Genomic DNA, 12,360 nt, shown 5'->3' on the forward strand with positions numbered 1-12,360 from the left:
CGTTCGGGCAACCCGCTCGCAGAGAGGCGGGCACCAAAGAGCAAGACTACGGCATCCGGATGCCAGCACCAAACGTCGCCGGCCCGCTCAGGCCGACAGGGTCCCCACCGCGATCAGGGCGTACCCCGTCGCGTTGAAGACGATATGCGTGAAAAGCGCGCCGCCCAGACGTCCCGAGCCGAGGACGAGGGCGCTGGCGACCAGTCCCAGGATGCCGAGGGTCGGCGCATCCACCGAGCCGGGCGCCGCGACCAGCAGGTGCGCGCCGACGAACGAGCCGGTCGACAGGGCCGCCGCGGCCACGCCGGCCGCCACCGGGCCGCTGAATCGTCGCAGCACCGTATAGACGCACACGAGAACGACGCCGCGGAAGAAGAACTCCTCTGCCGCGGACGACACGATCGTGCCGGCGACGGCGTCGAAGACGAAAGACGTGGGCAGCGCGCCGTCGGCCGAGAACGTCGTCGGCCAGGGGGCCGGCTCTCCCCCGGCTCCGGCGATCGCCCCCTGGGCCAGGCGCACGAGGACGCCGAACACGACCCCGTAGAGCAGGTCCACCGTTCGGAACACGAGCAGACCGCGAGGACGGGAACGACCGAGAGCGAACACGACGGGCACCGCGAAGGCGAGCCAGATCACCGCCTGCGCCGACGCCGCGCGGGTCTCGACGGGCAGCATCTCCGACGCGGCGCGCGACGCGAGCGCCCCCGCGCCCAGCGCGAGCACGGCCCAGCCGAGCATCTCGACGTCCCAGCGCGCGGTCGTGGAGCCGCCCTCGCGCCACCGGCGGGGCCGACGACGCCGGGCACGCCGGGCGGGGCTCGGGACGGCGGATTCGTCGCTCATGCGCGTCAGGCTAGGGCTGCAGGTCGCCGTCGACCCGGTCACCCCGCGCCTCCCCCGCGTCGACTCACCCGTTGGATCACGCGTTCTCACCCGCACGCGCGAACGCCCCGCCACCGGTGAGGTGACGGGGCGTCCGTGATGTCGTGTGCGCGTCCTCCGCGGATGCGGGCGAGAGGGGGACGCGGACCGATCAGCGCTGCAGGAAGTCGATCAGCACGCGGTTGAACTCGTCGGCGTGGCTGACGTTCACGCCGTGCGGGGCCCCCGCGACCACGTGCAGCTCGCTGCCCGCGATGGCCTCGTGCGTGCGCTTGCCCGACCCCTCGAAGGGCACCGTGGCGTCGCTGTCCCCGTGGATGACGAGGGTCGGAACGGTCACGTTCGGCAGATCCTCGCGGAAGTCGGTCGTGGCGAACGCCTCCATCGACTTCAGTGCTGCGTGGTGGTCGGCCTGGTTCGCGAGGCGCTCGGCTTCGACCTGCTCGGCCGCGGGCACGGCGAGCGCGCCGTCGACCGAGAAGAAGTCCGTCGTGAACTGGTGGTAGAACGCCTTCTCGTCGCCCTTCAGGCCCTGCTTCATGCCGTCGGCGGTCTCGTCGTCGAGGGGGCCCTCGGGGTTGTCCTCGGTCTTCGCCAGGTACGGGGGCACGGCTGCGGCGAAGACGACGCTGTGCACGCGACCCGATCCGTGACGCGTCAGGTAGCGGGCGACCTCGCCGCCGCCCATCGAGAAGCCGACGAGCGTGACGTCGCGCAGGTCGAGGGCGGTGAGGACGGCCTCGAGGTCGTCGGCGAACGTGTCGTAGTCGTACCCCGTACGGGGCTTGTCGCTCCGGCCGAAGCCGCGACGGTCGTACGTCACCACGCGGTGGCCGGCCGCCTCGAGGGCGGGCACCTGATGGGCCCAGGATTCGCCCGAGAGGGGCCATCCGTGGATCAGCACGACGGGGCGACCCGTGCCGCCCGTGTCGTCGACGTGCAGGTCGATGTCGGTCAGAAGTCCATGGTGTGCGGTGATCTCGCTCATGACCGCCATGGTTCGACTCCCACCTGTACGCGGGCCTGCCGTTGACGTTCCACCCGCGGCTTGCTAGAGCACCACTCGCACAGCGGTCGCCCGGATGCAACGACCGCCGCGCGCGCGAGCGGGCTGGCTAACCTGCCGCTATGGATTCGACCCGCATCCCCGGCATCACCCTGCTCGCCGTCGTCAGCGCTCTCGCCCTCAGCTCCTGCACCCCCGCTCCCGGAGGCGCGAACACGTCCGCCACCGACGAGACCGCGATCAGGGCGGCGAACACCGCCGAGGCCGATGCCGGCGGACGCGCGTTCGCCCTCGACCGCGGCGACGACGACTCCTGGGAGGTCCACGTCGCCGTCGGCGATCGCGAGGTCGAGGTGCACCTCGCGTCCGACGGGGCGACCGTGCAGTCCCGGAGAGACGACGACGGGATCGACGCCGACGAGCGCGCCGCCCTCGATGCGGCGGTGACGACGTTGGCCGACGCCGTCCGCATCGCCGCCGCCCAGAACCCGGGCGGCGACCGTATCGACGAGGTGGAGCTCGACGACGACGGAGGGGACTGGTCGTGGACGGTCGAGATGCAGAGCGGTGCCGTGGTGCGCATCTCCGCCGGCGACGGCGCGGTCGTCAGCACCGGCCGCTGAAGCAGAACGGGCGTGACCACGCAAGCCCGGACGGGAAGCTGCCCGCCCCGGGCCCGCCTGAATACGATTCCGTCATGAGCCACGCTGCCGACTCCGACGGTCACAGTCCGAGCGCCCGGGTGACCCCGGGTGCCGTCCTTCGCGGATCGGAGGAGGGAAGGCGATGAACGATCTCGTCCTCAACATCGTTCTCGTCGTCGTGTTCGTCCTCGTCGGCGGAGTCTTCGCCGCGACCGAGATGGCGCTCGTCACGCTGCGCGACAGTCAGGTGAACGCCCTGGCCGCCCGAGGCAAGCGCGGACAGAAGGTCGCCGAGCTCGCCCGGAACCCGAACACCTTCCTGTCGGCGGTGCAAATCGGCGTGACCGTGGCGGGCTTCGCGTCGGCCGCCTACGGCGCCTCCTCCATCGCCCCCTCGGTCACCCCGCTGTTCGAGGGTCTCGGTCTCGAGCCGGGCCTCGCGGCCACGGTCTCGACCATCGCGCTCACCCTGGTGATCGCCTACCTCTCGCTCGTCCTGGGCGAGCTCGTGCCCAAGCGCCTCGCCATCCAGCGCAACGCCGCGTTCGCGTACGCGGCGGCACCGGTGCTGAACGGGTTCGCGAAGCTGATGCGACCGGTCATCTGGCTGCTGTCGCTGTCGACGAACCTGCTGGTGCGTCTCCTGGGCGGCGACCCGAACAAGACCGGTGAGGAGCTCACCGAAGAAGAACTTCGCGACATCGTGTCGAGCCACGAGGGGCTTCCGGCTTACGAACGGCGCATCCTCGACGACGTCCTGTCCCTCCGCGACCGCCACGTGAGCGAGGTCATGCGCCCGCGACCGGAGGTCGTGACCCTGGATGCCGGCGGCACCATCGCCGAAGCCATGGATCAGGTGCGCGACCTCCCGTTCTCGCGGTACCCGGTGGCCGAGCAGACCATCGACGACGTCGTGGGCTTCGTCCACGTGCGCGACCTCTACGAAGACCCGGAGCGGCCCCTGGCCGCCGTGATGCGCGCGATCCGGTACTTCCCGTCGACGGCTCGGGTGCTGCCCACGCTCACCGCGATGCGCGCCGAGGGCAGCCACATCGCCGTCGTCGTCGACGAGTACGGCGGAACCGACGGCATCGTGACGCTCGAAGACCTGGTCGAAGAGGTCGTCGGCGAGATCTTCGACGAGTACGACACCGACGCCGAGCAACCCCTCGCCGAGGGCGAGCACGGCACCGTCGAGGGTCGCCTGAACCTGCAGGACTTCGAGGAGGCGACGGGGGTCAGCCTCCCCCGCGGCGCCTCCGACACGGTCGCCGGTTTCGTGGTCGAACGCCTGGGCCGGCTGGCCCGTGTCGGCGACACGGTCGAGGTCGACGGCGCCACGCTCCAGGTCAAGGCCGTGGATCGACGACGCGTGGCGGAACTGCTGGTGACGCGGCATCCCCTCGACGACGAGACTCCCGACACCGAGGCGTCCAGCCCGGTGTGACCCCGGTGCGCGGGGTCCGATCCGGACCCCGCGCACCGGCTGTCAATGAGGCGCATCCAACAAAGTTGTGCACAACCGAGTTGTGTGCAATGCTTCTGTCATGCCCGCCGTCGACGACCTCGTCTGCTTCGCGCTCTACGCCGCGAACCGTACGACCACCCAGGCCTACCGGGTGCTGCTCGAGCCGTGGAACCTCACGTATCCGCAGTACATCGCCCTGGTGACGCTGTGGGTCGACGGGGACCAGACCGTGAGCAGCCTGGGCGACGCCCTCCAGCTCGACTCCGGAACTCTGTCGCCGATGCTCGCGCGCATGGAGACCGCCGGCTACCTCACCCGATCGCGCCGATCCGACGACGAGCGCGTCGTCACCGTGGCGCTGACCGATCGCGGGCACGAGATGCGACAGGAACTCGCGCACGTCCCCCGGTGCATCGCCGCAGGCTCAGGCTTGACCGACGAAGACAGCGCGCGTGAGCTGATCGACGCCCTGCACCAGCTCACCGACGCGATGCGCGACCTGCGCGACCGCCCCGACACCGTGCTCGCCGCCGCCGGAGTGCCGCGGCCGCCCGCGTGAGCCCCACTCGACTTCTCCTCCCCACCCGCCCCTCGAAAGGAACACCCATGGACGTTCTCTACACCGCCGAAGCCGTCTCCACCGGTCAGGGCCGCACCGGCCACGTCACCGCCGGCCCCTACATCGACCTCGAGGTCGCCCCTCCCACCGAGCTGGGCGGCTCGGGCAAGGGCACCAACCCCGAGCAGCTCTTCGCCGCCGGGTACGCCGCGTGCTTCCACAGCGCACTGCACGCCGTCGCCCGCGCGCACAAGGTGAAGATCGACGACTCCTCGGTCGGCGGCCGCGTCCACCTCGGCCCGAACGGCCAGGGCGGCTACCAGCTCGCCGTCCTGCTCGAGGTGGTCCTGCCCGGTATCGAGCACGACCTCGGCCAGCAGCTCGCCGACGAGGCCCACCAGGTGTGCCCGTACTCCAACGCCACCCGCGGCAACATCGAGGTCACCGTCACCGTCTCCGAGGACTGACCTCTCCCCGACCCCGGGGCGGGGTGCTGAGCCCCACGTATCGCACCCCGTTCCGGACTTCGCCCCGCGAAGAACCCCGACGCCGCCCGCTCCCCGCGGGCGGCGTCGTTCTGTCGCCCGCGGGGAGCGGGCGGAGCCCCGCGCGTGGAGCCCCGCGCGTACAGTGACTGTCGTGATCCGCGTGGTTGTCGTCGACGATGAGGCGCTCGTGCGCTCCGGCTTCGAGATGATCCTCGGCGCCTCCCCCGACATCGACGTGGTCGCGGCGGTCGACGGCGACGTCGCCGTCGAGGTGATCCGCCGCGAGAAGCCCGACGTGGCGCTGCTCGACATCCGCATGCCCGGCCGCAGTGGGCTCGAGATCCTGACGGAACTCGCCACCGACGCGGATCGCCCCGTCATCGGCATCCTCACGACGTTCGACACCGACGAGTACATCGCGCGCGCCCTGCACGAGGGCGCCGCGGGGTTCCTCGTCAAAGACACGGCTCCCGAGCACCTGGCCGCGATGGTGCGCACGCTCGCGGCCGGCGGGGTCGTGCTCTCGCCCCAGGTCTCGCGCACCCTCGTCGAGGGGTATGCGGGGGCGACCGACCGCGAGGCGTCTCGACGGGTCGCGCTGCTGACCGATCGAGAACGCGACGTGCTGGCCTGCCTGCCGACGGGCGAGTCGAACGCCGAGATCGGCAAGCGGCTGCACCTCAGCGGGGCCACCGTGAAAGACCACGTGAGCGCGATCCTCGGCAAGATGTCGGTCTCGTCGCGGTTGGAGGCGGCGCTCATCGCCGAACGCGCGGGGCGTCGCGGCGGGCGCGGATGATCTCGGCGGTCCGGGCGCGATGGGCGGCGTTCGCCGGGAGCCGGGTCTTCAACGCGACGATCGATGTCGCCCTGGCCGCCGCGGCCCTGCTCGACGTGGCCGTGTCGCTGCCGGGGTGGTCGCCGATCGAGTCGGCGTGGGCGCTGCTCGCCGTGGCGGGGCTCCTGGTGCGCCGGCGCCTGCCCTGGGTGGCTTTCGCCCTCGTCCTCCCGGGGCTGGTGGTGGATGCCATGACCGTCGCCGCTCCCATCGCCCTGTACTCCGTGGCGGTGCGCGTGCGGCGGATCCCGCTGCTGGTGGGCGCGGGCGCGGTCACGTTCGCCTGCTTCCTGCTCCCCGACTGGCAGCTGCCCCCGCTCGACTATCTGGCGCCCTCGCTCCTGTACGCGCTCATGTACGCCGCGACCCCGATCGCGCTCGGCGCCCTCGTGCGCACGCGCCTCGAGCTGTCCGCCCGGGTCGCCGAGCTGTCGGCCGCGCGTGAGAGCGAGCGCCGCCGCGATGAGCAGGACGTCCTGCGGCGGGAACGGGCCCGCATCTCGCGCGAGATGCACGACGTCGTGTCGCACCAGGTGAGCCTGACGGCCGTGCAGGCCGGTGCGCTCCAGGTCGCCTCGCCCGATCCCGAAGCGCGGCGCGTGGCCGGCATCATCCGCACGCTCTCGGTACGCACCCTCGACGAGCTGCGGCAGATGGTGAGCGTGCTGCGCGCCGACGGAGCGACCACCGACTCCCCCGCCCCGCAGCCCACCCTCGCCGACCTCCCCCGGCTGATCGCCGACAGCGGACTCGATGCCCGGCTCGAGGCCGACCTCCCCTCCGACCTCACCCCCGCGGTGCAGCGCGCGGTGTACCGCACGGTGCAGGAGGGGCTGACCAATGCGCGCAAGCACGCACCGGGAGCCCTCGTTCGCGTGACCGCGACGGCCTCCACCTCGAGCATCGACGTGGTCGTGCAGAACGACGCCGCCCGGGCGGCCCGCCTGCGCCTCCCCTCCAGCGGCACGGGGCTGCGGGGGCTGCGCGAACGGGCCGAACTCCTCGGCGGCCGCCTGCACGCGGCCGAGGGTGTCGACGGCGGCTTCCGCCTGGCCGTGTCGGTGCCGCGGCGCGAGACCGAGAGCTGAGCGGGCGTCAGGTGAGCCGGAGCTCGTCGTCGCTCTTGGCGTACGACCGCCGCAGCCATTGCCCGAAGCCCGGTTGGGCGAGACAGGCCGAAGCGTTCTCGCACGTGACCACCGGGTCGTGAGCGGCGTAGGTCTCGTAGATGTCGACCTTGTCGTCGAGGAGGGCCCCCGTGACGTTCGCCGGCTCGCGCTTCGAGGGGTACCCGACGAAGTACGACACCGCTGCGGCCGCGATGCCGACGGTCGGCACGATCGCGCGCATCAGCGACCCCACGGCGGAGTGGTCGGGGTGGTCGCCGTGCGCGAAGGCGCTGCCGTGCGGCACGTTCGTCGACACGCGCTGGGGCCGGGCCGCGTCGGCGAGTTCGGCGAGGGTCGCCGTGAGCCCGTCGAGCGTGTACGCGGGTGCGCCGTCGATCGGTTGCAGAGTCGACGTCTTTCCGTTGATGAGCTGGGTCAGGCCGGCACTCCCCGTCGAGGGGAACCCCTTGGCATCCAGGTTTCCATCGGCCAGACGCAGCACGGTGATCGAGAGCCGAGGATCGTCCGAAGGGACGAAGCGGGTCACCCGCGCACCGCTGTGCAGCTCGATCTGCGTGGTCGCCCAGGGCGCGGTGCTTCCGCGCATGCAGTCGTAGGCGGCGCGGATGCCGGCCTCGCGCTTCTCGGCGTAGGCGAGGCCCCGCCCGGCGTCGCCGGCGGTGACGTAGACGGCGCGCACGGTCCCGCCGCTGCGGATGGCCCCGGCGAGCGCGGGGTTGGCGAAGATGATGTCGTCGTCGGCGTGGGCCCACACCGCGAGCGTGGTGTCGAGGCCGGGGGGCTCGGCGGCGGGCGAGGTCGGTACCTCAGACGGCAGCGGTCCGGGCACGATGGGAGCCAGCGGCACCCACGCCCCGTCGGGGCCGTCCGAGCGCCGCGCCTGACGATAGAGCAGCGCCCCTCCGCCCAGCCCGAGAAGCGTGAGACCCCCGGCGATGGCCACCCGTCGAGTCACCACGACACGGCGCGCCCGGGCGAACGCCGCGTCAGCGTCGCGCGAGGGCTCGCCGTCCCGGGATTCGTCGGGGGACGGCGGCTGTGCGTCGCTCACGGTGGCTCCGTTCTTCTTCGTGCCGTGCCGCTCTGCACTCGGGTCGTCGCGGCGGCATCACCGTCTCGACGGTATCGCGCACGCCCACCCTTTCGCTGGCCCGACCCGCACACCCCCGCCGCGCGGCGGGGACGGTGTGACCACCCGGCGGAGATCGACCCTCACCCGCCGCGGCGCACGCACCCCACACATCGAAGACACCCAGCCGGCACCTAGGACCGCTGGGGACACTCGCCCCATGCAGACGTCTTCGAAGCCGCGGTCATTGTCGCCCGCCGCCCTGCGCGTACGCGCCGTCCTGAATCAGTGGGACCCGATCGGCGTGCATCACATCGGCCACGGCTGGCCCGATGACGAATACGACGACCTGATCCTCCCGATCCTGGCGGCGCTCTCCTCCCGCCCGTCCGTCGAGCAGTTGGCCGACGACCTCAGAACGGTCGTCGAGGTCGATTACGGTCTGCCCGCCCCCGACGGATGCCGCGAAGCCGCGCGATCGCTGCTCGCGCTGGCGCGGTGAGTTCCCGGCATCCACTACCTCCCCGGTCTTGCCTCGGCAAGCCCTCGTGGGTCGGCGGCCCCCGTGTTTAGAGTTCCGTCATGACCGACCTCACGCGTGCGCAGTCGCCCGACCCGTATCCGCTCCTCCCCTCCGTGGCGGCGTTCGACGTGGTCAGCGATGATGTGCGTGAGGGGCAGCCGCTCTCCGACGACCAGGTGGCCGACAAGGGCAACACGTCCCCGCACCTGCATTGGTCGAACGTCCCCGAGGGGACGAAGTCGTTCACGATCACCTGTTTCGACCCCGATGCCCCGACGCCGAGCGGCTTCTGGCACTGGGTCCTCGTCGATCTCCCCGCCGACCTGACCGAGATCCCGGCCGGATTCGCCGGCGGCGAGCTCCCCGCAGGTGCGTTCCACGTCCGCAACGACGGAGGTCAAGCCGGCTTCCTGGGCGCCGCTCCCCCGAAGGACGATCAGCCCCACCGTTACTTCTTCGTCGTCCACGCGGTGGGCGCCGACTCCCTCGGGGCGGATCCGGATGCCACTCCCGCCGCCGTCTCGTTCGGTCTGGCCTTCTCGACCCTCGGACGCGCGATCGTCCACGGCACCTACCAGCACTGAGGACGACCGATGACGCAGCGCAGCGAGGGCTTCGACAAGGACGCGACCGTCTCCGGCGTCGAGGAACGTCTCCACGACCGTTTCCCCGAGGCCGAGCCCGACGTGGTCCACTACGAAGCGGTGGTCGCGGTCGAGAAGTTCGCCGACGCACCGGTGAAGGACTTCGTCGACATCATCGCCGAGCGCGAAGCCCGCGCCCGCGTCGAGCAGGAGCTGCAGGCCGACTGAGCCGTCGGGCTCAGCCCATCTGCAGCTCGGCCTCGCTCTTCGGGTACGACCGCTGCAGCCACTCGCCGAAACGCCGGGTGCCGAGGCAGGCCGACCGGTCGGCGCAGCGGATGACCTCGTCCTGCTGCGTGTAGACGCGGTAGGTCTCGATCTTGGCGTCCAGTTGTTCGCCGTCGAGGTTGCGCGGCAGCTTCTCCGACGGGTACCCCACGAGGTACCGGATGCCGGGTGCCACCGCGGGGAGGGATCCGAGGGCATCGCGCACGAGGGTGCCGGTGACCGAGTGATCGGGGTGGTCTCCCGGCGCGAAGGCGCTGCCGCGCGGGATGTGGGTGAGAACGGTACTCGGATGCCACGCCTCGGCGAGCTCGATGAGGCTGTCCGACAGCTGAGCGAGCGTCACATCGGGGCAGTCATCGGTCGGCGACAGCGTGGGGATCGTCCCGTCGAGCAGCTTGCTGAGCGTCGCGTGGCCGGTCGAGGCGAATCCCCCGTCGGTGATGTTGCCGTCGGGGAGGCGCACGAACACGACCGACAGACGTGGATCGTTCTGCGGAGTGAGACGGGTCACGTGCATCCCCGTGTCGAGCACGATCTCGTCGGTGTCCCACAATCCGCTCACCCCGCGCATGGAGTTGTACGCGCGCAGGATGCCGAGCTCACGCGACGACGTGTATCCCCGCCCCTTGCCCGCGTCGCCGGCGGTGAGGAAGACGGTCCGCGCACAGTCGCCGGCCGAGATGGCGTCGGAGATGGCCGGGTTGCCGAAGATGATGTCGTCGTCGGGATGCGCCCACACGCTCATGAGGGTCGGACGACCGTCGCAGGACTGCGCCGCCGGCGACAGGGGCGCCGGTGCGGGGGGCGGCGTCGGCGTCGGCGTCGGCGTCGGCGTGGGGGTCACCGAGGGAGACGGCGTGGCGGAGGGAGTCGGCGTGCCCGCGGCCGACGGTGTCGCGGATGCCACGACGTCGGCCGCGCGGCCGAGCGAGAAGGCGACGGTGGCCGCGACCGCGACGAGCACGACGGCGGCGACGACGAGGGCCGCGATCAGTGCGGCGGATCGGCGCCGACGGCGAGAACGTCGCGAGGGCGTCGAGACGCGGGACATCTGTGTTCCTTCGGGCGGGCGGTGCGACACCTCGCTCGGCGGGTGCGTGTGCAGGTCCGGCGAGAGGGCCGACCCGCTGCCCGAGTGTAGGGGACGCTCCCCGTCGGGCCCAAGATTCACCCTCTGGGTGATGCCGCCCCGGTTTCCGGCATTTGACGGCGAGATGACAGGAAACGCTAGGTGACTTGTCGGGTGAATCTTCCCTGTTATTGTTCACGAGGTGAAACCGACGAGCTCGACCCGGGGGGAGGAGCTAGACACGTGACGTTCGACCTCAGGGAAAGCGCGACACCGTCGTTCGACGCGGAGTTCCCCGTCACCCCTCGTGCTGAGCGGATCTCCCAGCCCGCCTCCAGCCGACACGTTCCGTGGCGCCGTCGCTATCGACGCAATCTCGCCCTCACCGACCTGTTCTCCCTGACGTGGGTCGTGTACGGAACCCAGCTGTTGTGGTTCGGTCTCGGCAACGCTCAGGTCGCCGCGGGGCGCGACTCCCGCATCTCCGACCTGTCGTACTGGGTGTTCTCGGCCCTCCTCATCCTCACGTGGATGTGGGCCCTGGCCTTCGTCGACTCCCGCAGCGACCGGGTCATCGGAACCGGCTCGCAAGAGTACGTGCGCATCGCCGACGCCAGCTTCCGACTCTTCGGCACCGTCGCGATCATCGCCTTCCTCACCCAGATCGACGTCGCCCGCGGGTACCTCTTGATCAGCCTCCCCCTCGGCATCCTGGTGCTCATCTTCACCCGCTGGATGTGGCGTCGTTGGCTCATCGTCCAGCGCTCGACCGGCAAGTACTCGGCAAACGTGCTCCTCGTCGGTTCGCTCGCGTCGGTGACGCAGCTCGCTCGCGAATTCGCCCGCACGCCGAGCGCCGGCTACCGCGTGGTCGGCGCCTGCGTGCCGAACGGCAAGATCGCCGACGTGATCCCCGGAACCGACATCCCCGTGATGGGACACGTCGGAGATGTGACGAGCGCCCTCGATGCCACCGGCGCCGACACTGTCGCGATCACGAGCGCCGACGATCTGCCGGCCGACAAGGTCAAGCAGATCTCCTGGAGTCTCGAAGCGGGCAAGCAGCACCTCGTGCTCGCCCCCAGCATCATCGACATCGCCGGTCCCCGCCTGCACACGCGGCCGGTGGCGGGGCTGCCGCTCATCCACGTGGAGACGCCCAAGTTCTCGCGCGGCCAGAGCTTCCTCAAGCGCAGCGTCGACCTCGTGTCCGCCTCCATCGGCGTCGTCCTGCTCAGCCCTCTCCTGCTCTTCCTCATGATCACCGTGCGCCTCACCAGCGACGGGCCCGTCTTCTTCCGGCAGACGCGCGTCGGATTCCGTGGCCGCGAGTTCACGATGATCAAGTTCCGCAGCATGGTCGTCAATGCCGAAGAGCTCCTGCAGGAGCTCGCCGCGCAGCAGCGCGATGCGGGCAACGAGGTGCTGTTCAAGATGAAGAACGATCCGCGCGTGACGCGCATCGGCCGCATCATGCGCAAGTTCAGCCTCGACGAGCTCCCCCAGCTGTTCAACGTCATCGGCGGCTCGATGTCGCTCGTCGGCCCGCGTCCGCCTCTGCCGTCCGAGGTCGCGTTGTACGCCGACCACGTGCACCGTCGCTTCCTCGCCAAGCCCGGCATCACGGGTCTCTGGCAGGTCAGCGGCCGCTCGTCACTGTCCTGGGAGGAGTCGGTACGCCTCGACCTCTCCTACGTCGAGAACTGGACCCTTCTCGGCGACTTCGTCATTCTCGGCAGAACCGCCCGCGCCGCCCTGGCGCCGGGCGAGACGGCCGCGTGAAATCCCCGCGCTCCCTCGCGGGTCCGC

Annotated in this window: 14 protein-coding genes; 10 read left to right on the plus strand and 4 right to left on the minus strand. The window is 71.0% G+C overall.

The genetic code is table 11. From position 1 onward, the window contains the following. Positions 1–87: 87 nt before the first annotated feature. Positions 88–846 (minus strand): type II CAAX prenyl endopeptidase Rce1 family protein, encoded by a 759-nt coding sequence (locus BJP65_RS05870; protein ID WP_083285725.1) that lies wholly within the window; start codon positions 844–846, stop codon positions 88–90. A 190-nt stretch (positions 847–1,036) separates the two neighbouring features. Then, positions 1,037–1,873: an alpha/beta fold hydrolase gene (locus BJP65_RS05875; protein WP_055835851.1), complete on the minus strand. Its 837-nt coding sequence runs from the start codon at positions 1,871–1,873 to the stop codon at positions 1,037–1,039. Positions 1,874–2,013: 140 nt separating this feature from the next. On the opposite strand from BJP65_RS05875, the gene BJP65_RS05880 reads away from it, so the two are divergent. The 6 genes from BJP65_RS05880 (at position 2,014) to BJP65_RS05905 (ending at position 6,976) form a co-directional block, all read left to right on the plus strand. Further along, a complete protein-coding gene (locus BJP65_RS05880) occupies positions 2,014–2,514 on the plus strand; it encodes a PepSY domain-containing protein (RefSeq protein ID WP_070408530.1) in 501 nt (166 codons plus the stop codon). A gap of 163 nt (positions 2,515–2,677) precedes the next feature. Next, entirely contained in the window at positions 2,678–3,982 is a 1,305-nt protein-coding gene (locus BJP65_RS05885) for a hemolysin family protein (RefSeq protein ID WP_070408531.1), read from the plus strand. Between the two features lie 100 nt (positions 3,983–4,082). Then, the gene (locus tag BJP65_RS05890) at positions 4,083–4,562 is read left to right on the plus strand and encodes a MarR family winged helix-turn-helix transcriptional regulator (RefSeq protein WP_055833893.1); all 480 of its coding nucleotides are present in this window, start codon (positions 4,083–4,085) and stop codon (positions 4,560–4,562) included. 47 nt (positions 4,563–4,609) lie between these two features. Further along, the gene (locus BJP65_RS05895) at positions 4,610–5,029 is read left to right on the plus strand and encodes an organic hydroperoxide resistance protein (protein WP_070408533.1); all 420 of its coding nucleotides are present in this window, start codon (positions 4,610–4,612) and stop codon (positions 5,027–5,029) included. A 172-nt stretch (positions 5,030–5,201) separates the two neighbouring features. Then, entirely contained in the window at positions 5,202–5,849 is a 648-nt protein-coding gene (locus BJP65_RS05900; RefSeq protein WP_070408534.1) for a response regulator transcription factor, read from the plus strand. Further along, on the plus strand, positions 5,846–6,976 hold the full coding sequence (locus BJP65_RS05905) for a sensor histidine kinase (RefSeq protein WP_070408535.1): 1,131 nt from the start codon (positions 5,846–5,848) through the stop codon (positions 6,974–6,976). Before BJP65_RS05900 ends, BJP65_RS05905 begins: the two co-directional genes overlap by 4 nt. 7 nt (positions 6,977–6,983) lie before the next feature. On the opposite strand, the gene BJP65_RS05910 is transcribed toward BJP65_RS05905, so the two are convergent. Continuing rightward, positions 6,984–8,069, minus strand: coding sequence for a PIG-L family deacetylase (locus BJP65_RS05910; RefSeq protein ID WP_070408536.1), 1,086 nt, complete (start codon positions 8,067–8,069; stop codon positions 6,984–6,986). A gap of 238 nt (positions 8,070–8,307) precedes the next feature. Here BJP65_RS05910 and BJP65_RS05915 point away from each other — a divergent pair, with 238 nt between their 5' ends. The 3 genes from BJP65_RS05915 (at position 8,308) to BJP65_RS05925 (ending at position 9,422) form a co-directional block, all read left to right on the plus strand. Next, positions 8,308–8,589: a hypothetical protein gene (locus BJP65_RS05915; protein WP_156458716.1), complete on the plus strand. Its 282-nt coding sequence runs from the start codon at positions 8,308–8,310 to the stop codon at positions 8,587–8,589. 80 nt (positions 8,590–8,669) lie between these two features. Continuing rightward, a complete protein-coding gene (locus BJP65_RS05920) occupies positions 8,670–9,194 on the plus strand; it encodes a YbhB/YbcL family Raf kinase inhibitor-like protein (protein WP_070408537.1) in 525 nt (174 codons plus the stop codon). 9 nt (positions 9,195–9,203) lie between these two features. Beyond that, positions 9,204–9,422, plus strand: coding sequence for a three-helix bundle dimerization domain-containing protein (locus BJP65_RS05925; protein WP_070408538.1), 219 nt, complete (start codon positions 9,204–9,206; stop codon positions 9,420–9,422). A gap of 10 nt (positions 9,423–9,432) precedes the next feature. On the opposite strand, the gene BJP65_RS05930 is transcribed toward BJP65_RS05925, so the two are convergent. Continuing rightward, positions 9,433–10,533, minus strand: coding sequence for a PIG-L family deacetylase (locus tag BJP65_RS05930; protein WP_070408539.1), 1,101 nt, complete (start codon positions 10,531–10,533; stop codon positions 9,433–9,435). 261 nt (positions 10,534–10,794) lie between these two features. Here BJP65_RS05930 and BJP65_RS05935 point away from each other — a divergent pair, with 261 nt between their 5' ends. Further along, positions 10,795–12,333 (plus strand): sugar transferase, encoded by a 1,539-nt coding sequence (locus BJP65_RS05935; protein WP_082509271.1) that lies wholly within the window; start codon positions 10,795–10,797, stop codon positions 12,331–12,333. Positions 12,334–12,360 lie beyond the last annotated feature (27 nt).

The sequence above is a fragment of the Microbacterium sp. BH-3-3-3 genome, assembly GCF_001792815.1.
Taxonomy (GTDB): Bacteria; Actinomycetota; Actinomycetes; order Actinomycetales; family Microbacteriaceae; genus Microbacterium.